This is a genomic window from Escherichia sp. KS167_9B (assembly GCF_030295215.1).
Lineage (GTDB): Bacteria > Pseudomonadota > Gammaproteobacteria > Enterobacterales > Enterobacteriaceae > Escherichia > Escherichia coli_F.
Genome location: NZ_AP025754.1, coordinates 1,535,010 through 1,554,144 on the forward strand (window position 1 = coordinate 1,535,010; position 19,135 = coordinate 1,554,144).

General features: G+C 51.4%; 15 protein-coding genes, 2 tRNA genes, 1 other RNA gene and 1 pseudogene. 10 read left to right on the top strand and 9 right to left on the bottom strand.

Translation table 11 applies throughout. The features are described 5' to 3' along the window. Entirely contained in the window at positions 1 to 810 is an 810-nt protein-coding gene (sirB1, locus tag QUE34_RS07620) for an invasion regulator SirB1 (protein ID WP_001257058.1), read from the top strand. Positions 811 to 845: 35 nt separating this feature from the next. After that, a complete protein-coding gene (gene kdsA / locus QUE34_RS07625; protein WP_103253927.1) occupies positions 846 to 1,700 on the top strand; it encodes a 3-deoxy-8-phosphooctulonate synthase in 855 nt (284 codons plus the stop codon). Positions 1,701 to 1,863: 163 nt separating this feature from the next. On the opposite strand, the gene QUE34_RS07630 is transcribed toward kdsA, so the two are convergent. The 3 genes from QUE34_RS07630 to chaA all read right to left on the bottom strand — a co-directional run bounded on the left by QUE34_RS07630 (position 1,864) and on the right by chaA (position 4,012). Further along, positions 1,864 to 1,971 (bottom strand): type I toxin-antitoxin system toxin Ldr family protein, encoded by a 108-nt coding sequence (locus QUE34_RS07630; RefSeq protein WP_000170965.1) that lies wholly within the window; start codon positions 1,969 to 1,971, stop codon positions 1,864 to 1,866. A gap of 427 nt (positions 1,972 to 2,398) precedes the next feature. Beyond that, on the bottom strand, positions 2,399 to 2,506 hold the full coding sequence (locus QUE34_RS07635) for a type I toxin-antitoxin system toxin Ldr family protein (protein WP_000170956.1): 108 nt from the start codon (positions 2,504 to 2,506) through the stop codon (positions 2,399 to 2,401). A 405-nt stretch (positions 2,507 to 2,911) separates the two neighbouring features. Beyond that, positions 2,912 to 4,012, bottom strand: a complete 1,101-nt coding sequence (gene chaA / locus QUE34_RS07640) for a sodium-potassium/proton antiporter ChaA (RefSeq protein ID WP_103253928.1) — start codon at positions 4,010 to 4,012, stop codon at positions 2,912 to 2,914. A gap of 268 nt (positions 4,013 to 4,280) precedes the next feature. Between chaA and chaB the strand changes: the two genes are divergently transcribed. Together chaB and chaC are read left to right on the top strand one after the other, a co-directional pair. Then, on the top strand, positions 4,281 to 4,511 hold the full coding sequence (gene chaB / locus QUE34_RS07645; protein ID WP_001146444.1) for a putative cation transport regulator ChaB: 231 nt from the start codon (positions 4,281 to 4,283) through the stop codon (positions 4,509 to 4,511). A 156-nt stretch (positions 4,512 to 4,667) separates the two neighbouring features. Then, positions 4,668 to 5,363, top strand: a pseudogene (chaC, locus tag QUE34_RS07650) (glutathione-specific gamma-glutamylcyclotransferase). Positions 5,364 to 5,407: 44 nt separating this feature from the next. Here the strand turns inward: chaC and ychN are convergent. Further along, positions 5,408 to 5,761 carry a DsrE/F sulfur relay family protein YchN gene (gene ychN, locus QUE34_RS07655; protein WP_103253929.1) on the bottom strand — a complete coding sequence of 118 codons (354 nt, stop codon included), beginning with the start codon at positions 5,759 to 5,761 and terminating at the stop codon, positions 5,408 to 5,410. 185 nt (positions 5,762 to 5,946) lie between these two features. Here ychN and ychO point away from each other — a divergent pair, with 185 nt between their 5' ends. Beyond that, positions 5,947 to 7,341, top strand: coding sequence for an inverse autotransporter invasin YchO (gene ychO / locus QUE34_RS07660; RefSeq protein WP_103253934.1), 1,395 nt, complete (start codon positions 5,947 to 5,949; stop codon positions 7,339 to 7,341). On the opposite strand, the gene narL is transcribed toward ychO, so the two are convergent. Further along, positions 7,342 to 7,992: a two-component system response regulator NarL gene (gene narL / locus QUE34_RS07665; RefSeq protein WP_000070491.1), complete on the bottom strand. Its 651-nt coding sequence runs from the start codon at positions 7,990 to 7,992 to the stop codon at positions 7,342 to 7,344. Continuing rightward, positions 7,985 to 9,781 (bottom strand): nitrate/nitrite two-component system sensor histidine kinase NarX, encoded by a 1,797-nt coding sequence (gene narX, locus QUE34_RS07670; RefSeq protein WP_000918073.1) that lies wholly within the window; start codon positions 9,779 to 9,781, stop codon positions 7,985 to 7,987. Before narX ends, narL begins: the two co-directional genes overlap by 8 nt. A gap of 338 nt (positions 9,782 to 10,119) precedes the next feature. Here narX and narK point away from each other — a divergent pair, with 338 nt between their 5' ends. The 5 genes from narK to narI all read left to right on the top strand — a co-directional run bounded on the left by narK (position 10,120) and on the right by narI (position 18,566). Beyond that, complete coding sequence (gene narK, locus QUE34_RS07675) at positions 10,120 to 11,511, top strand: nitrate transporter NarK (RefSeq protein ID WP_000019836.1); 1,392 nt, start codon at positions 10,120 to 10,122, stop codon at positions 11,509 to 11,511. Positions 11,512 to 11,903: 392 nt separating this feature from the next. Next, a complete protein-coding gene (locus tag QUE34_RS07680; RefSeq protein ID WP_105268691.1) occupies positions 11,904 to 15,647 on the top strand; it encodes a nitrate reductase subunit alpha in 3,744 nt (1,247 codons plus the stop codon). Beyond that, entirely contained in the window at positions 15,644 to 17,182 is a 1,539-nt protein-coding gene (narH, locus tag QUE34_RS07685) for a nitrate reductase subunit beta (RefSeq protein WP_000702650.1), read from the top strand. Before QUE34_RS07680 ends, narH begins: the two co-directional genes overlap by 4 nt. Next, positions 17,179 to 17,889 carry a nitrate reductase molybdenum cofactor assembly chaperone gene (narJ, locus tag QUE34_RS07690; RefSeq protein WP_286338946.1) on the top strand — a complete coding sequence of 237 codons (711 nt, stop codon included), beginning with the start codon at positions 17,179 to 17,181 and terminating at the stop codon, positions 17,887 to 17,889. Before narH ends, narJ begins: the two co-directional genes overlap by 4 nt. Next, positions 17,889 to 18,566, top strand: coding sequence for a respiratory nitrate reductase subunit gamma (gene narI, locus QUE34_RS07695; protein ID WP_103253931.1), 678 nt, complete (start codon positions 17,889 to 17,891; stop codon positions 18,564 to 18,566). The genes narJ and narI overlap by 1 nt, the downstream gene beginning before the upstream one ends. Before the next feature lie 168 nt (positions 18,567 to 18,734). Here the strand turns inward: narI and QUE34_RS07700 are convergent. The 3 genes from QUE34_RS07700 to QUE34_RS07710 form a co-directional block, all read right to left on the bottom strand. After that, positions 18,735 to 18,865: non-coding RNA, RtT sRNA (locus QUE34_RS07700), on the bottom strand. A 46-nt stretch (positions 18,866 to 18,911) separates the two neighbouring features. Continuing rightward, positions 18,912 to 18,996 (bottom strand) — tRNA-Tyr (locus tag QUE34_RS07705). Positions 18,997 to 19,030: 34 nt separating this feature from the next. Beyond that, positions 19,031 to 19,115 (bottom strand) — tRNA-Tyr (locus QUE34_RS07710). Positions 19,116 to 19,135: the final 20 nt, after the last annotated feature.

Consider the following 19,135-nt stretch of genomic DNA (forward strand, 5'->3'; position numbering starts at 1 on the left):
ATGAGATCGTTAGCTGATTTCGAATTTAATAAAGCGCCATTGTGCGAAGGCATGATCTTGGCTTGCGAAGCAATCCGCCGCGATTTTCCCTCGCAAGATGTTTACGACGAACTGGAGCGTCTCGTTACTCTGGCGAAGGAAGAAATCAGCCAGCTTCTGCCTTTAGAAGAGCAGCTGGAAAAACTGATCGCGCTGTTTTACGGCGACTGGGGATTTAAAGCCTCACGCGGCGTTTATCGTCTTTCCGATGCATTATGGCTGGACCAGGTGTTAAAGAATCGGCAGGGCAGTGCGGTATCATTAGGCGCCGTTTTATTGTGGGTCGCTAATCGTCTTGATTTGCCGCTGCTGCCGGTGATTTTCCCGACGCAGCTGATATTGCGCATTGAATGTCCGGATGGCGAAATTTGGCTGATTAATCCTTTTAACGGTGAATCGTTAAGCGAACATATGCTGGACGTTTGGTTAAAGGGAAATATCAGCCCGTCAGCGGAACTGTTTTATGAAGATCTTGATGAAGCTGATAACATTGAGGTAATCCGCAAATTGCTGGACACACTCAAAGCCTCGTTGATGGAAGAAAATCAGATGGAGCTGGCATTACGCACCAGCGAAGCTTTATTACAATTTAACCCGGAAGATCCCTATGAAATTCGCGATCGCGGGTTGATTTATGCGCAACTGGATTGCGAACACGTTGCGTTGAACGATTTAAGTTATTTCGTTGAACAGTGTCCGGAAGACCCGATCAGCGAAATGATCCGTGCGCAAATAAATAACATCGCGCATAAACATATTGTGCTGCATTAATTAATCGACATTTTACTCAAGATTAAGGCGATCCTATGAAACAAAAAGTGGTTAGCATTGGCGACATCAACGTAGCAAATTATCTGCCGTTCGTGCTGTTTGGCGGTATGAACGTGCTGGAATCTCGCGATCTGGCGATGCGCATTTGCGAGCACTACGTAACCGTGACCCAGAAACTGGGTATCCCTTACGTGTTCAAAGCCTCTTTTGACAAAGCCAACCGCTCCTCTATCCACTCTTATCGTGGACCAGGTCTGGAAGAAGGGATGAAAATCTTCCAGGAACTGAAACAGACATTTGGCGTAAAAATTATCACTGACGTTCACGAGCCAAGCCAGGCACAGCCCGTTGCTGATGTCGTGGATGTGATTCAGTTGCCAGCGTTTCTTGCTCGCCAGACTGACCTGGTGGAGGCAATGGCGAAAACCGGTGCGGTAATTAACGTCAAGAAACCACAGTTCGTCAGCCCAGGCCAAATGGGTAATATCGTTGATAAATTCAAAGAAGGCGGCAACGATAAAGTGATTCTTTGTGACCGTGGCGCTAACTTCGGTTACGACAATCTGGTCGTTGATATGCTGGGCTTCAGTATAATGAAGAAAGTCTCTGGTAACTCGCCGGTGATTTTCGACGTTACCCACGCACTGCAATGCCGCGATCCGTTTGGTGCAGCTTCTGGTGGTCGTCGTGCTCAGGTGGCTGAGCTGGCACGGGCCGGTATGGCGGTAGGTCTGGCTGGGCTGTTTATTGAAGCGCATCCGGATCCGGAACATGCGAAATGTGATGGTCCATCCGCGCTGCCGCTGGCTAAACTGGAACCGTTCCTCAAGCAGATGAAAGCGATTGATGATCTGGTGAAAGGTTTCGAAGAACTGGATACCAGCAAGTAATCTTTTTTTGTTTGAAAACAAAAGCCTTAGCGTTATGGGTCAGTCCATTCTGCGTTAAGGCTTTTTTCATGGGGCCGGATACAAAAAAGGCCGCAGGCTGTTACCCCTGCGGCCGGTTTCGGGCGCATATTGCCATCACGGCAGCCTGACGCCCGTTTTCACCTTACTTCCGGTTACGCCACCAGCTGACAATCGCTGCGGTAATAATTCCCGCCAGGATCGGTGCTGCCAGGTCGTGCCAGAAAGTCATGGCAAACTGCGCGAGCGTCATATAGCCGCCTTGTTGTAATGACAACATTTTGCGGCTATTCTTGAAGTGTCTGGTTTCAAGATTAGCCCCCGTTCTGTTGTCAGGTTGTACCTCTCAACGTGCGGGGGTTTTCTCTTTCCAGCAACCAATGCCACCAGGGATAGAGCCCCCGCAACATTGCGCCTCACCGGATAACTCCGGCTTGGTGTGGATACTACGTCTCAATTCATCTTCACTTCATCCCTGAAATGTTTGCAATGAAGAGTGCATTCCGGTTTTTCAACAGTTGTTACAGTCGTTTCATGAGTGCTCTGGATGATGCTTCCAGCTCGGGTTGCCAATATTTACTTGCAGAAGAGATAAAGACAAAAAAGGCCGCAGGCTGTTACCCCTGCGGCTGGTTTCGGGCGCATATTGCCATCACGGCAGCCTGACGCCCGTTTTCACCTTACTTCCGGTTACGCCACCAGCTGACAATCACTGCGGTAATAATCCCCGCCAGGATCGGTGCCGCCAGGTCGTGCCAGAAAATCATGGCAAACTGCGCGAGCGTCATATAGCCGCCTTGTTGTAATGACAACATTTTGCAGCTATTCTTGAATTGTTGATGGTTCAAGATTAGCCCCCGTTCTGTTGTCAGGTTTTACCTCTCAACGTGCGGGGGTTTTCTCTTTCCAGCAACCAATGCCACCAGGGATAAAGCCCCCGCAACATTGCGCCTCACCGGATAACGCCGGCTTGGTGTGGATATTACGTCTCAATTCATCTTCACTTCATCCCTGAAATGTTTGCAATAAAGAGTACATTCCGGCTTTTCAACAGCTGTTGCAGTGGTTTCGTGCAGGTTGTGGTACAGGCTCGCAATTCTGATTAACGACCTGTTCAGGTAGTATGAAGAAATACAATAAGCAGGAATTTATATTATCTCCCCCGATTTCTGTCATCGGAGGAGATATAACTGTCAGGCAAATATCGTCATCAAATAGGCGGCAAACAGTGCCAGATGCGCTGCGCCATTGAGCACGTTAGTACGTCCGGTGGAGAAGGAGATATGGCACAGCACTAAAGAGGCCACCATCACCACCATTTCTGGCGCACCAAGTGCAAACTGCAATTCGTTACCCGTCATAAAGGCAATTAGCGTGACGACAGGTACGGTAAGCGAAATGGTTGCTAACACTGAACCAAAGAACAGATTCATCGCGCGCTGGACCTGGTTGTTCAACACTGCTTTTAACGCACCTAAACCTTCCGGCGACAGAATCAACAGAGCCACCAGGAAGCCAGTAAAGGCGACAGGGGCATTCATGCTGTCGAGCAATGTCTCCAGCGGGCTGGCGTTCATTTTGGTGACTGCAATAACGGCAATCAGATGGACAATCAACCAGATAGCATGCCACAGGCTGCTATGGGCAGACGGTTTACCGTGGTGCGGGTCGTCATCATCACTGTCATCTTCGTGCTCGTAAACAAATAAACTTTGATGCGTTTTGGTCTGGATCAGCAAAAATACGCCATACATTGCCGCAGAAATTAATGCTACCAGTAACGCCTGACCGGTTGAAAAATTTGCCACAGGCAGAGCCATTGGAAATACCAGTACGATTATCGCCAGGGGGAACAGCGCAATTAAATACTGCTTGATACCAAACAGATTCATATATTGTGTGGCAAACTTGCGTCCGCCCAACAATAATGAAAAGCCAACCAGCCCACCGGTAACAATCATAATGATTGAATAGAGCGTATCACGCATTAGCGTTGGCGCGGCGTCGCCGGTTGCCATTAAAGCTGAAATCAAACTGACTTCAAGAATAACCACTGAAAGGCTAAGAATAAGCGAACCGTAAGGTTCTCCCATGCGATGGGCTAATACGTCCGCATGACGGACAACACTAAAGGCGCTACTTAAAATACCAATAAGAGCAAGAAGATTGATGGCAATGACCACTGGTAGTGTCTGGCTGCTTCCCCACAGGAACAGCACTACCAGCGCCAGAACCGGGAAAATAAGCGAAGTCTCCTTGTGGCGGGTTTTTACCGCCTCTTGAGCATTTGACATTATGGTTATCCCTTTGCAGATGAATTTATCGAAAATGTAAAAAATAGGTAGGAAAAATAACAGAAAGTGTCTGGATATCGGTAACATTTTACGAATTTTTACCCCACTGTCGATTTTTTACTCATCGGGCCATAAAAATAAGCAATGCGTTTAGACAATGTTTGTTTTAGCGTTTCTTAAGAAGAGTCTGACATGAAAATTCTTATGTTTTGGCAAGAGTGGATATTGTTGACCACACTTAATGTTCAACTTTGTAAAGGAGTCAACGATGCCGTATAAAACGAAAAGCGATCTGCCGGAAAGCGTAAAGCACGTGCTACCGTCTCATGCTCAGGATATCTATAAAGAAGCGTTCAACAGCGCATGGGATCAATATAAAGATAAAGAAGATCGGCGTGATGACGCCAGTCGCGAAGAAACCGCGCATAAAGTGGCCTGGGCTGCTGTGAAGCATGAATATGCCAAAGGGGATGATGATAAATGGCATAAAAAATCGTAAAACCGGTAGCTTAGTTAAAGCTATTCGTGCGGTGTTGCCTTGCAAGTGGTCCGTGGATTGCATATTGTCCCGTTAATGGTTTCAAAATGAGCAGTAAAATGTCCGGAAGACACCAAAAAGTTGTCGCAGGGAAGTATGCAGTGGCGGAGGTGTAAGGTGATAACGCGTGATTTCTTGATGAATGCCGATTGTAAAACGGCATTTGGTGCCATTGAAGAATCACTCTTATGGTCAGCAGAGCAACGGGCGGCTTAGCTGGCGGCGACGCTGGCTTGTCGACCTGATGAGGGACCGGTGTGGATCTTCGGTTATGGATCGTTGATGTGGAATCCGGCACTGGAGTTTACCGAGTCGTGCACTGGTACACTGGTTGGATGGCATCGCGCGTTTTGCCTGCGCCTGACCGCCGGGCGCGGGACTGCGCACCAGCCGGGACGGATGCTTGCACTGAAAGAGGGCGGACGCACCACAGGCGTCGCCTATCGACTGCCAGAAGAGACGCTGGAGCAGGAACTAACCCTGTTGTGGAAGCGCGAGATGATTACCGGCTGTTATCTGCCAACCTGGTGTCAGCTTGATCTTGATGATGGACGCACAGTAAACGCCATTGTGTTTATTATGGACCCGCGACATCCAGAATATGAATCTGACACTCGCGCTCAGGTCATCGCGCCGTTGATTGCGGCGGCGAGCGGTCCACTGGGAACCAACGCACAATACCTGTTTTCACTGGAACAGGAGCTTATCAAACTGGGAATGCAGGACGATGGGCTGAATGATTTGCTGGTATCGGTAAAAAAACTGCTGGCGGAGAATTATCCGGATGGTGTGTTACGGCCGGGATTCGCCTGAGTAAACTTCCCTCATAGTGGGGCGTCAGACGCCCCCCTCAAACATTAAAATGTGAGCACTTTATCGGCTGACAGCGTCCATTGCGCCAGTTCCACAAGAGTACCGATTTCCACCCCATCAATCAGAGGAAGTGTACTAATCCCGCGCCCGTCGGTACAGGTTTTGCACAATTTCACCAGTACATTCTGAGCGGTAAGGATCTCCAGCATTTGTTGAATGTTGTAGCCTTCCCCTGGTTTTTGCCCGCGCAACCCGGCTGTGACCGCATCAGACATCAGGAACAGACGCAGATCCAGATTGTTCTCCTGCTCTCGTAACGCAATGGCCAGCCGCAAGCTGTTAAACAAGGATTCGCTCCCGTAAGGTGCGCCATTGGCAACGATCACGATTTTTTGCATTATTTACTCCTGTATTCAGGGAATTAGACACTTATCTTCTATCTTACTGCTTCTGCAGCGTCTGACCAATCGGTCACATTTTTAAGGATTTTCCTGAAAGCGCGAGAAAATACGACAAAAGTTGCCAGTAATCGTTATTCTTTAAGGCTATGGTTTTTCATTTTTTACCGGAAGTTACCGACGTTTTGAGCCGTTTCGTTCCTCGCATTATTCCGTTTTATTTACTCTTGCTGGCGGCAGGCGGTACAGCTAACGCACAATCTACCTTCGAGCAAAAAGCGGCAAATCCCTTTGATAATAACAATGATGGTCTGCCGGATTTAGGCATGGCTCCCGAAAATCATGATGGGGAAAAACACTTTGCTGAAATTGTGAAAGATTTCGGCGAAACCAGTATGAATGATAACGGGCTGGATACTGGCGAGCAGGCAAAAGCTTTCGCATTGGGAAAAGTCCGTGACGCGCTTAGTCAGCAGGTTAATCAGCACCTGGAATCTTGGCTATCACCGTGGGGAAATGCCAGTGTTGACGTCAAAGTAGATAACGAAGGTCATTTCACCGGCAGTCGCGGAAGTTGGTTTGTGCCTTTACAGGATAATGATCGTTATCTCACCTGGATCCAGCTTGGTCTTACTCAGCAGGATGATGGGCTGGTGAGCAATCTTGGAGTTGGGCAACGCTGGGCGCGCGGCAACTGGCTGGTGGGGTATAACACCTTTTATGACAACTTGCTGGACGAAAATCTTCAGCGAGCAGGCCTTGGCGCCGAAGCGTGGGGCGAATATTTGCGGCTATCAGCAAACTATTATCAGCCGTTTGCTACATGGCATGAACAGACAGCCATACAAGAACAAAGGATGGCGCGCGGGTACGATCTGACGGCCCGGATGCGCATGCCGTTCTATCAACACCTCAATACCAGCGTCAGCGTAGAACAGTATTTTGGTGATCGCGTTGATTTATTTAACTCTGGTACGGGTTATCACAATCCCGTCGCGTTGAGTCTGGGATTAAATTATACCCCAGTGCCATTAGTCACGGTGACGGCCCAGCATAAACAGGGTGAAAGCGGCGAGAATCAAAATAACCTCGGGCTGAATCTTAACTACCGTTTTGGTGTACCACTCAAAAAACAACTTTCTGCGGGCGAGGTTGCCGAAAGTCAGTCGTTACGTGGTAGTCGCTATGATAATCCGCAGCGAAATAATCTACCGACTCTTGAGTACCGACAGCGAAAAACGTTAACGGTGTTTCTGGCGACACCGCCGTGGGATCTAAAACCTGGCGAAACAGTGCCGCTGAAATTACAAATCCGCAGTCGTTATGGTATTCGGCAACTGATTTGGCAGGGCGATACGCAGATATTAAGTTTGACGCCGGGCGCACAAGCCAATAGCGCGGAGGGCTGGACGCTGATCATGCCTGATTGGCAGAACGGGGAAGGGGCAAGCAATCACTGGCGATTGTCTGTAGTGGTGGAAGATAACCAGGGGCAGCGTGTCTCCTCCAATGAGATCACGCTAACGCTTGTCGAACCGTTCGACGCTTTGTCAAACGACGAACTGCGCTGGGAACCGTAATCAGAAAATGCGCTCCTGATGCACCCATACTGCTGCTTCCACGCGAGACTTGAGCTTCATTTTCTTCAGCATGTGCTTGACGTGCACTTTTACTGTGCTTTCGGTGATGTCCAGGCGGCGGGCAATCATCTTGTTCGGCAAACCCTGGGCAATCAGCTTGAGAATATCGCGCTCGCGTGGGGTTAACTGGTTAACATCGCGTTCAGTAGTGGCACGGTTAGCGCGCAAGCTGGCGGCCAGAACAGGCGTTAATGCTTCGCTTAATACCATTTCGCCAGCAGCAGCCTGATGCAATGCTTTCAGCAGATCTTCCGGTTCCATATCTTTTAACAGATAGCCATCCGCGCCGCGTTTCAGTGCGGTGACCACATCTTCTTCATGGTTAGAGACGCTGAATACCACAATGCGCCCGGAGAGGGACTTTTCGCGCAGTTTATCCAGCGTTTCCAGACCGTTCATGCCGGGCATATTGAGATCTAACAAGATCAAATCGGGATCAAGAGACTCCGCCAGTTCAATACCCTGTTCGCCATTACTCGCTTCGCCAACCACGGTGATATCTGGTGCCATACTGATAAGCTGTTTTACGCCAGTTCGCAGCATCGGGTGATCGTCGATCAGCAGGATAGTAGCCGGTTCCTGATTACTCATGGGTATCTCCTTGGACGTCTGTGAAAGTTTTTTCGGGAATAAAGGTGACCACCACTTCGGTGCCACCTGATTCACGACGGCGGACGCGGCAATCGCCTCGTAAACTTTGCGCACGGTCGCGCATTATTATCATGCCGTAGTGATTGCTGCGGATGGCATTTTCAGGCACGCCGCAGCCGTTATCCTGGACGGTCAGTTTGACCTGATTATCGTTTTGCGCCACTGTCACCACGACCTCACTCGCTTGCGAATGTTTGAGGGCGTTACTTAATGCCTCACGGGCAATTTGCAACAGATGGATTGCCTGATGCGAAGGCACCAGACGAGGCGGCAATTGATAATCCAGCTTCACCGGGAAGCCAAATTTGGCGCTGTACTCTTCGCAACTCGCTTCCAGTGCCGGACGTAATCCAGGCTCGGTGAGCTGCAAGCGGAATGTGGTGAGCAATTCACGCAACTGCGCCCAGGATGCATTCAGTTCGTTACGGATCTGACTTAACAGTTCGCGGCTGCTTTCTGGCAGCGCATCGCCCTGCATCTGTAAACAACTCACCTGCATCTTCATGCAAGAGAGAGATTGGGCAATAGAATCATGCAGTTCGCGCGCAATGGTGGCACGCTCTTCCATCACGATCAACTGTTGCTGACGTTCCTGATGGCGATCCAGCGCAAGCGTGGCGGTGAGTTGTTCAACCAGGGTATCCACCAGTTGTTGTTGATCATGACTAAGATGACGCCCCTGCGGCAGGGTTGCCAGCAAAATACCGTACTGCGTATGAGAGTCAGCCAGCCGCCACTTCAGGGTTGTGCCGCGATCGCCAACGGGGAGTACACCGCGCGGGCAGAGCTGACAGCCTTTATCATCGCAGGTCATATCTGGCTGGCAGGTAAACTCCTGATGATTCTCTTCATCATCAGTGTCATACACCCGCAGTTCGATATCACGTAGCAGGGTTAAATTCTGTAAGCCGTTGAGTACAGGTGACAGGCGTTCACACAGCGGGGCGCGGGAATGCAAACGGCGGTTGGCCTGCCATAAAAAAGAGAGGATCTGATTTTTATGTTCCAGCCCGGCGGTTTTCTCCTGAACCCGCTGCTCAAGTACGGCGTAACTTTCCGCCAGTTCTGCAGACATATTGTTCAACGCAGTTCCAAGCATAGCCATTTCGTTGCGTCCGCTGATGTTCGCGCGTTGGGTAAAATCGCGATGGCTGACGGCACTCGCCATTGCCAACAACTGCCGCCACGGTTGTAGCAGTCGCGCCCGCAACCAGATAATAGTGAACACCAGTAAAAGTGCCATAAATACCGCCATTACCCGATGGACCAGCACCACTGTCTCAATGCGCATTTCCGTGGTGCGGTCAAAACCAGATACCAGTTGATCAAGCCCGGCAACAAACTGGCTGACATCCGCTGACACCGTTTCGCGGTTTTGTGCACGCATTAGCGCAGGGATCAGTTCATTACGCCAGTAATCTTGTAAACCCTGTAATTGCGCCAGTTGTCCGTCTCGTTCTGCTGCTCGGGTTAACTCGGCGCTAAATGCTGTTTGTTCCATCTCTTTAATTAAGGGCTTGTCTTTCTCGCTTAATGGCACTGCTGCCAACAGACGGTAACTTTGCATGCGCAGCGATCCCGCTTTGTTGATCGCATGGGCGCTGCCCTGAACGCCTTGTACCAGCCAGCCAGAAACCGCCATCCCCGCCAGTCCAATAGCAGTAGAAAGCAACACAATAAGCGCAACCTGATTAACCAGGGTGAGCGGAGAGAGACAACGTTTAAGCATGCAAACCTCTTCCTTCAGGCTTTAAATGAGCAATAACCTTAATGAATGTGACGATACATTCTGGAATGGCAGTATTCTCGGCTATTGGCTGAAGTATACCCATACCCGGAAAGAGTTACTCCTTATTTGCCGCGTGGTAAGTCGCTTTACATCGGTAAGGGTAGGGATTTTACAGCACCGTGAAAAATCTCATAATTTTTATGAAATCACTGTACTCACTATGGGTAATGATAAATATCAATGATAGATAAAGTTATCTTATCGTTTGATTTACATCAAATTGCCTTTAGCTACAGACACTAAGGTGGCAGACATCGAAACGAGTATCAGAGGTGTCTATGAGTCACTCATCCGCCCCCGAAAGGGCTACTGGAGCTGTCATTACAGATTGGCGACCGGAAGATCCTGCGTTCTGGCAACAACGCGGTCAACGTATTGCCAGCCGCAACCTGTGGATTTCCGTTCCCTGTCTGCTGCTGGCGTTTTGCGTATGGATGTTATTCAGTGCTGTTGCGGTGAACTTACCGAAAGTCGGTTTTAATTTTACGACCGATCAGCTATTTATGTTGACGGCGCTGCCTTCGGTTTCTGGCGCGTTGTTACGTGTTCCATACTCCTTTATGGTTCCTATCTTCGGTGGTCGTCGCTGGACGGCGTTCAGCACCGGTATTCTGATTATTCCTTGCGTCTGGCTGGGTTTTGCCGTGCAGGATACCTCCACGCCTTATAGCGTCTTCATCATCATCTCTCTGCTGTGTGGCTTTGCTGGCGCGAACTTCGCATCCAGTATGGCAAACATCAGCTTCTTCTTTCCGAAACAGAAGCAGGGTGGCGCGCTGGGTCTGAATGGTGGTCTGGGCAACATGGGCGTCAGCGTCATGCAGTTGGTTGCTCCGCTGGTGGTATCACTGTCGATTTTCGCAGTATTTGGTAGCCAGGGTGTCAAACAGCCGGATGGGACTGAGCTGTATCTGGCGAATGCGTCCTGGGTATGGGTGCCGTTCCTTGCCATCTTCACCATTGCGGCGTGGTTTGGCATGAACGATCTTGCTACCTCGAAAGCCTCCATCAAGGAGCAGTTGCCGGTACTCAAACGGGGTCATCTGTGGATTATGAGCCTGCTGTATCTGGCAACCTTCGGCTCCTTCATCGGCTTCTCCGCGGGCTTTGCGATGCTGTCAAAAACGCAGTTCCCGGATGTTCAGATTCTGCAATACGCTTTCTTCGGGCCGTTTATTGGTGCGCTGGCGCGTTCTGCAGGTGGTGCATTATCTGACCGTCTGGGCGGAACTCGTGTCACACTGGTGAACTTTATCCTGATGGCGATTTTCAGCGGCCTGCTGTTCCTGACCTTACCGACTGACGGACAGGGCGGAAGCTTCATGGCGTTCTTCGCAGTCTTCCTGGCGCTGTTCCTGACAGCTGGGCTGGGTAGTGGTTCCACTTTCCAGATGATTTCCGTGATCTTCCGTAAACTGACAATGGATCGCGTGAAAGCAGAAGGGGGTTCTGACGAACGTGCGATGCGTGAAGCGGCAACCGACACGGCGGCTGCGCTGGGTTTCATCTCTGCGATTGGCGCGATTGGTGGCTTCTTTATCCCGAAAGCGTTCGGTAGCTCGCTGGCATTAACGGGTTCGCCAGTCGGCGCAATGAAAGTATTTTTGATTTTCTATATCGCCTGCGTAGTGATTACCTGGGCGGTATATGGTCGGCATTCTAAAAAATAAATCTTAATATTTGATTATCCTTTGCGCGGCATGATGTCGCGCTTTTTTTATGCATCATTTAGTTACAACATACTAATGTTATATGGCTTATTTCGCCGGATTTCATTAAGAGCCATTAATATGTTACCCATGGGGAATACTCCTTAATACCCATCTGCATAAAATTCTTAATAGTTTAAATAACTACAGGTATAAAATGCCTTAATTTACAGTCTTTTATGCTGTAACTGTTAATTATCCTAAAGGGGTATCTTAGGAATTTACTTTATTTTTCATCCCCATCACACTTGATCGTTATCAATTCCCACGCTGTTTCAGAGCGTTACCTTGCCCTTAAACATTAGCAATGTCGATTTATCAGAGGGCCGACAGGCTCCCACAGGAGAAAACCGATGAGTAAATTCCTGGACCGGTTTCGCTACTTCAAACAGAAGGGCGAAACCTTTGCCGATGGGCATGGCCAGCTTCTCAATACCAACCGTGACTGGGAGGATGGATATCGCCAGCGTTGGCAGCATGACAAAATCGTCCGCTCTACCCATGGGGTAAACTGCACCGGCTCCTGCAGCTGGAAAATCTACGTTAAAAACGGTCTGGTCACCTGGGAAACCCAGCAGACTGACTATCCGCGTACTCGCCCGGACCTGCCAAACCATGAACCTCGCGGCTGCCCGCGCGGTGCCAGCTACTCCTGGTATCTTTACAGCGCCAACCGTCTGAAATACCCGATGATGCGCAAACGCCTGATGAAAATGTGGCGTGAAGCGAAGGTGCTGCATAGCGATCCGGTTGAGGCATGGGCTTCTATCATTGAAGACGCCGATAAAGCGAAAAGCTTTAAGCAGGCGCGTGGACGCGGTGGTTTTGTTCGTTCTTCCTGGCAGGAAGTGAACGAACTGATCGCCGCATCTAACGTTTACACCATCAAAAACTACGGCCCGGACCGTGTCGCTGGCTTCTCGCCAATTCCGGCAATGTCGATGGTTTCTTACGCGTCGGGTGCGCGTTATCTCTCGCTGCTTGGCGGTACTTGCTTAAGCTTCTACGACTGGTACTGCGATCTGCCTCCTGCGTCTCCACAAACCTGGGGCGAGCAAACTGACGTACCGGAATCTGCTGACTGGTACAACTCCAGCTACATCATCGCCTGGGGGTCAAACGTGCCGCAGACGCGTACCCCGGATGCTCACTTCTTTACTGAAGTGCGCTACAAAGGCACCAAAACCGTTGCCGTCACGCCGGACTACGCTGAAATCGCCAAACTGTGCGATCTGTGGCTGGCACCGAAGCAGGGCACCGACGCAGCAATGGCGCTGGCGATGGGCCACGTGATGCTGCGTGAATTCCACCTCGACAACCCAAGCCAGTATTTCACCGACTATGTGCGTCGCTACACCGACATGCCGATGCTGGTGATGCTGGAAGAACGCGACGGTTACTACGCCGCAGGTCGTATGCTGCGCGCTGCTGATCTGGTTGATGCGCTGGGCCAGGAAAACAATCCGGAATGGAAAACTGTCGCCTTTAATACCAATGGAGAAATGGTTGCGCCGAACGGTTCTATTGGCTTCCGCTGGGGCGAGAAGGGCAAATGGAATCTTGAGCAGCGCGACGGCAAAACTGGCGAAGAAACCGAGCTGCAACTGAGCCTGCTGGGTAGCCAGGATGAGATCGCTGAAGTGGGCTTCCCATACTTTGGTGGCGACGGCACGGAACACTTCAACAAAGTGGAACTGGAAAACGTGCTGCTGCACAAGCTGCCGGTGAAACGCCTGCAACTGGCTGATGGCAGCACTGCACTGGTGACGACCGTTTATGATCTGACGTTGGCAAACTACGGTCTGGAACGTGGTCTGAACGACGTTAACTGCGCAACCAGCTATGACGACGTGAAAGCCTACACCCCTGCATGGGCCGAGCAGATCACTGGCGTTTCTCGCAGCCAGATTATCCGCATTGCCCGTGAATTTGCTGACAACGCTGATAAGACCCACGGTCGTTCAATGATCATCGTTGGTGCAGGTCTGAACCACTGGTATCACCTTGATATGAACTATCGCGGTCTGATCAACATGCTGATTTTCTGCGGCTGCGTCGGTCAGAGCGGTGGTGGCTGGGCGCACTATGTAGGTCAGGAAAAACTGCGTCCGCAAACCGGCTGGCAGCCGCTGGCGTTTGCCCTTGACTGGCAGCGTCCGGCTCGTCACATGAACAGCACCTCTTATTTCTATAACCACTCCAGCCAGTGGCGTTATGAAACCGTGACTGCGGAAGAGTTGCTGTCGCCGATGGCGGATAAATCCCGCTATACCGGACATCTGATCGACTTTAACGTCCGTGCGGAACGCATGGGCTGGCTGCCGTCTGCGCCGCAGTTAGGCACTAACCCGCTGACTATCGCTCGCGAAGCAGAAAAAGCCGGGATGAATCCGGTGGACTATACGGTGAAATCCCTGAAAGAGGGTTCTATCCGTTTTGCGGCAGAACAACCAGAAAACGGTAAAAACCACCCGCGTAACCTGTTCATCTGGCGTTCTAACCTGCTCGGTTCTTCCGGTAAAGGTCATGAGTTTATGCTCAAGTACCTGCTGGGGACGGAGCACGGTATCCAGGGTAAAGACCTGGGTCAGCAGGGCGGCGTGAAGCCGGAAGAAGTGGACTGGCAGGACAACGGTCTGGAAGGCAAGCTGGATCTGGTGGTGACGCTGGACTTCCGTCTGTCGAGCACCTGTCTCTATTCCGACATCATTTTGCCGACGGCGACCTGGTACGAAAAAGACGACATGAATACTTCGGATATGCATCCGTTTATTCACCCGCTGTCTGCTGCGGTCGATCCGGCCTGGGAAGCGAAAAGCGACTGGGAAATCTACAAAGCCATCGCGAAGAAATTCTCCGAAGTGTGCGTTGGTCATCTGGGCAAAGAAACCGACATCGTTACGCTGCCGATCCAGCACGACTCTGTCGCTGAACTGGCGCAGCCGCTGGATGTGAAAGACTGGAAAAAAGGCGAATGCGACCTGATCCCAGGTAAAACTGCACCGCACATTATGGTCGTAGAGCGCGATTATCCGGCAACTTACGAACGCTTTACCTCTATCGGCCCGCTGATGGAGAAAATCGGTAACGGCGGTAAAGGGATTGCCTGGAACACCCAGAGCGAGATGGATCTGCTGCGTAAGCTCAACTACACCAAAGCGGAAGGTCCGGCGAAAGGCCAGCCGATGCTCAACACCGCAATTGATGCAGCAGAGATGATCCTGACGCTGGCACCAGAAACCAACGGCCAGGTGGCCGTGAAAGCCTGGGCGGCATTGAGCGAGTTTACCGGTCGTGACCATACGCATCTGGCGCTGAATAAAGAAGACGAGAAGATCCGCTTTCGTGACATTCAGGCGCAGCCGCGCAAAATCATCTCCAGCCCGACCTGGTCTGGCCTTGAAGATGAACATGTTTCTTACAACGCCGGTTACACCAACGTTCACGAGCTGATCCCGTGGCGTACGCTCTCTGGCCGTCAGCAGCTGTATCAGGATCATCAGTGGATGCGTGATTTCGGTGAAAGCCTGCTGGTTTATCGTCCGCCGATCGACACCCGTTCGGTGAAAGAAGTGATGGGTCAGAAATCTAACGGTAATCCGGAAAAAGCGCTCAACTTCCTGACACCGCACCAGAAATGGGGTATCCACTCCACCTATAGCGACAACCTGCTGATGCTGACTTTAGGTCGCGGTGGTCCGGTAGTCTGGTTGAGTGAAGCCGATGCCAAAGAGCTGGGTATCGCCGATAACGACTGGATTGAAGTCTTCAACAGCAACGGTGCACTGACTGCCCGTGCGGTTGTCAGCCAGCGTGTTCCGGCAGGGATGACCATGATGTACCACGCGCAGGAACGTATCGTTAACCTGCCTGGTTCAGAAATCACCAGTCAGCGCGGCGGTATTCATAACTCGGTCACCCGTATCACGCCGAAACCGACGCATATGATCGGCGGCTATGCCCATCTGGCATACGGCTTTAACTACTACGGCACTGTAGGTTCTAACCGCGATGAATTTGTTGTAGTGCGTAAGATGAAGAACATTGACTGGTTAGATGGCGAAGGCAATGACCAGGTACAGGAGAGCGTAAAATGAAAATTCGTTCACAAGTCGGCATGGTGCTGAATCTGGATAAGTGCATCGGTTGCCACACCTGTTCAGTGACCTGTAAAAACGTCTGGACCAGCCGTGAAGGCGTGGAATACGCGTGGTTCAACAACGTGGAAACCAAGCCGGGCCAGGGCTTCCCGACAGACTGGGAAAACCAGGAGAAATACAAAGGCGGCTGGATCCGTAAAATCAACGGCAAACTGCAACCGCGCATGGGTAACCGCGCCATGCTGCTGGGTAAAATCTTCGCTAACCCGCATCTGCCGGGGATCGACGATTATTACGAGCCGTTCGATTTTGACTATCAGAACCTGCATACCGCGCCGGAAGGCAGCAAATCGCAGCCGATTGCCCGTCCACGTTCGCTAATTACCGGCGAACGGATGGCGAAAATCGAAAAAGGGCCAAACTGGGAAGATGACCTGGGCGGCGAGTTTGACAAACTGGCGAAAGACAAGAACTTCGACAACATCCAGAAGGCGATGTATAGCCAGTTCGAAAACACCTTCATGATGTATTTGCCACGCCTGTGCGAACACTGCCTGAACCCGGCATGTGTGGCGACCTGCCCGAGCGGTGCGATTTACAAGCGTGAAGAAGATGGCATCGTCCTGATCGACCAGGACAAATGCCGTGGCTGGCGTATGTGCATCACCGGATGCCCGTACAAAAAAATCTACTTCAACTGGAAGAGCGGTAAGTCTGAGAAGTGCATCTTCTGCTATCCGCGTATCGAAGCCGGTCAGCCGACAGTATGTTCAGAAACCTGTGTCGGTCGTATCCGTTATCTTGGCGTGCTGCTGTACGATGCCGACGCGATTGAACGTGCAGCCAGCACCGAGAACGAGAAAGATCTCTACCAGCGTCAGCTGGACGTGTTCCTCGATCCGAATGATCCGAAAGTCATCGAGCAGGCGATTAAAGACGGTATTCCGCTGAGCGTTATTGAAGCCGCACAGCAGTCGCCGGTTTATAAAATGGCGATGGAATGGAAACTGGCGCTGCCGCTGCATCCGGAATATCGCACGTTGCCGATGGTCTGGTATGTGCCACCTCTGTCGCCGATTCAGTCTGCGGCAGATGCGGGCGAGCTGGGCAGCAACGGTATTTTGCCAGACGTCGAAAGCCTGCGTATCCCGGTACAGTATCTGGCGAATCTGCTGACCGCCGGTGATACCAAACCGGTACTGCGCGCGCTGAAACGTATGCTGGCGATGCGTCATTACAAACGTGCTGAAACCGTTGACGGTAAAGTTGATACCCGTGCGCTGGAAGAGGTCGGTCTGACCGAAGCTCAGGCACAGGAGATGTACCGTTATCTGGCGATTGCCAACTATGAAGATCGCTTTGTAGTGCCGAGCAGTCATCGTGAACTGGCGCGGGAAGCCTTCCCGGAGAAAAATGGCTGCGGCTTTACCTTTGGTGACGGCTGCCACGGTTCAGATACCAAATTTAATCTGTTCAACAGCCGCCGTATCGATGCCATCGACGTGACCAGTAAAACGGAGCCGCACCCATGATCGAATTCGTGATTGTATCGCGTCTCCTGGAATATCCGGATGCTGCCTTATGGCAGCATCAACAAGAGATGTTTGAGGCGATTGCTGCGTCGGAAAATCTGTCGAAAGAGGATGCCCATGCGCTGGGCATTTTCCTGCGCGATTTAACAGCGCTGGATCCGCTGGATGCTCAGGCCCAGTACAGCGAACTGTTCGACCGTGGTCGCGCCACGTCGTTGCTGCTGTTTGAGCATGTTCACGGTGAATCCCGCGATCGCGGCCAGGCAATGGTTGACTTGTTGGCACAGTATGAGCAGCACGGTTTGCAATTGAACAGTCGTGAATTACCGGATCATCTGCCGCTGTATCTGGAGTATCTGGCGCAGCTGCCGCAAAGCGAAGCCGTGGAAGGTTTGAAAGATATCGCGCCGATCCTGGCGTTGCTGAGCGCGCGTCTGCAACAACGTGAAAGCCGTTATGCCGTGCTGTTTGATCTGCTGCTGAAACTGGCGAATACCGCTATCGACAGCGACAAAGTGGCGGAAAAAATTGCTGATGAAGCGCGCGACGATACGCCACAGGCGCTGGATGCCGTCTGGGAAGAAGAGCAGGTTAAATTCTTTGCTGACAAAGGCTGCGGTGATTCAGCAATCACTGCTCATCAGCGTCGCTTTGCCGGTGCCGTCGCGCCGCAATATCTGAATATCACCACCGGAGGACAGCACTAATGCAATTCCTGAATATGTTCTTCTTTGATATCTACCCGTACATAGCCGGGGCCGTCTTCCTGATTGGTAGCTGGCTGCGCTATGACTACGGGCAGTACACCTGGCGCGCGGCATCCAGCCAGATGCTGGATCGCAAAGGGATGAACCTGGCGTCGAACCTGTTCCATATCGGAATTTTGGGGATTTTTGTCGGCCACTTCTTCGGTATGCTGACGCCGCACTGGATGTATGAAGCGTGGTTGCCAATTGAAGTGAAACAGAAAATGGCGATGATTGCTGGTGGTGCCAGCGGCGTGCTGTGTCTGATTGGCGGCGTGCTGTTGCTGAAGCGTCGTTTGACCAGCCCACGCGTACGAGCAACGACTACTGGGGCGGACATCCTGATCCTGTCGCTACTCGTTATCCAGTGCGCACTGGGCCTACTGACCATTCCGTTCTCCGCCCAGCATATGGACGGTAGCGAGATGATGAAACTGGTTGGCTGGGCGCAGTCGGTGGTGACCTTCCATGGTGGCGCTTCTCAACATCTTGATGGTGTGGCGTTTATCTTCCGTCTGCACCTGGTGCTGGGGATGACGTTATTCCTGCTGTTCCCGTTCTCGCGTCTGGTGCACATCTGGAGCGTACCGGTGGAGTATCTGACACGTAAGTACCAGCTGGTGCGCGCTCGTCACTAAGCGAATTTTAGTTCACATAGACCCTGCTTCGGCGGGGTTTTTTTATGGGCACGGTGCGGAGTGATTCGCTTATCTGACCTACAGGGGAGGATATTGTAGGTCCGGTAAACGCGGTGCCACGGGGCAAATTAGCTTGAAGTAACAGGTTTTGAGTATTTAAGGGTGTGATGGTGGTGGGGAAGGATTACTCAGCGCTGCGCGCTTCGCCCTACGGGTCGTTGCCTGCGGCAATGCTCTCTCGCTGGCGCTCGAGTCGAACCTTAGTCGAAGCTTCTCATCCTTCCCCGCATGGGCAGAATATTCAGTTACGGATTCGTTGGAGAATACAGGGGTTTTTGAAAGTGATGGTGGTGGGGGAAGGATTCGAACCTTCGAAGTCGATGACGGCAGATTTACAGTCTGCTCCCTTTGGCCGCTCGGGAACCCCACCAGGGATAATTCAAATTTTGATGTAATGCTTGAGATGGTGGTGGGGGAAGGATTCGAACCTTCGAAGTCGATGACGGCAGATTTACAGTCTGCTCCCTTTGGCCGCTCGGGAACCCCACCACGGGGTAATGCTTTTTACT

What these genes read in the sequence shown, in the direction of transcription:
- ychN (WP_103253929.1), bottom strand. Translation starts at nt 5,761, where the DNA reads ATGCAAAAAATCGTGATCGTTGCCAATGGCGCACCTTACGGGAGCGAA.
- chaB (WP_001146444.1), top strand. Translation starts at nt 4,281, where the DNA reads ATGCCGTATAAAACGAAAAGCGATCTGCCGGAAAGCGTAAAGCACGTG.
- chaA (WP_103253928.1), bottom strand. Translation starts at nt 4,012, where the DNA reads ATGTCAAATGCTCAAGAGGCGGTAAAAACCCGCCACAAGGAGACTTCG.
- kdsA (WP_103253927.1), top strand. Translation starts at nt 846, where the DNA reads ATGAAACAAAAAGTGGTTAGCATTGGCGACATCAACGTAGCAAATTAT.
- narH (WP_000702650.1), top strand. Translation starts at nt 15,644, where the DNA reads ATGAAAATTCGTTCACAAGTCGGCATGGTGCTGAATCTGGATAAGTGC.
- narK (WP_000019836.1), top strand. Translation starts at nt 10,120, where the DNA reads ATGAGTCACTCATCCGCCCCCGAAAGGGCTACTGGAGCTGTCATTACA.
- sirB1 (WP_001257058.1), top strand. Translation starts at nt 1, where the DNA reads ATGAGATCGTTAGCTGATTTCGAATTTAATAAAGCGCCATTGTGCGAA.
- narJ (WP_286338946.1), top strand. Translation starts at nt 17,179, where the DNA reads ATGATCGAATTCGTGATTGTATCGCGTCTCCTGGAATATCCGGATGCT.
- narL (WP_000070491.1), bottom strand. Translation starts at nt 7,992, where the DNA reads ATGAGTAATCAGGAACCGGCTACTATCCTGCTGATCGACGATCACCCG.
- QUE34_RS07635 (WP_000170956.1), bottom strand. Translation starts at nt 2,506, where the DNA reads ATGACGCTCGCGCAGTTTGCCATGATTTTCTGGCACGACCTGGCGGCA.
- QUE34_RS07680 (WP_105268691.1), top strand. Translation starts at nt 11,904, where the DNA reads ATGAGTAAATTCCTGGACCGGTTTCGCTACTTCAAACAGAAGGGCGAA.
- narX (WP_000918073.1), bottom strand. Translation starts at nt 9,781, where the DNA reads ATGCTTAAACGTTGTCTCTCTCCGCTCACCCTGGTTAATCAGGTTGCG.
- narI (WP_103253931.1), top strand. Translation starts at nt 17,889, where the DNA reads ATGCAATTCCTGAATATGTTCTTCTTTGATATCTACCCGTACATAGCC.
- QUE34_RS07630 (WP_000170965.1), bottom strand. Translation starts at nt 1,971, where the DNA reads ATGACGCTCGCGCAGTTTGCCATGACTTTCTGGCACGACCTGGCAGCA.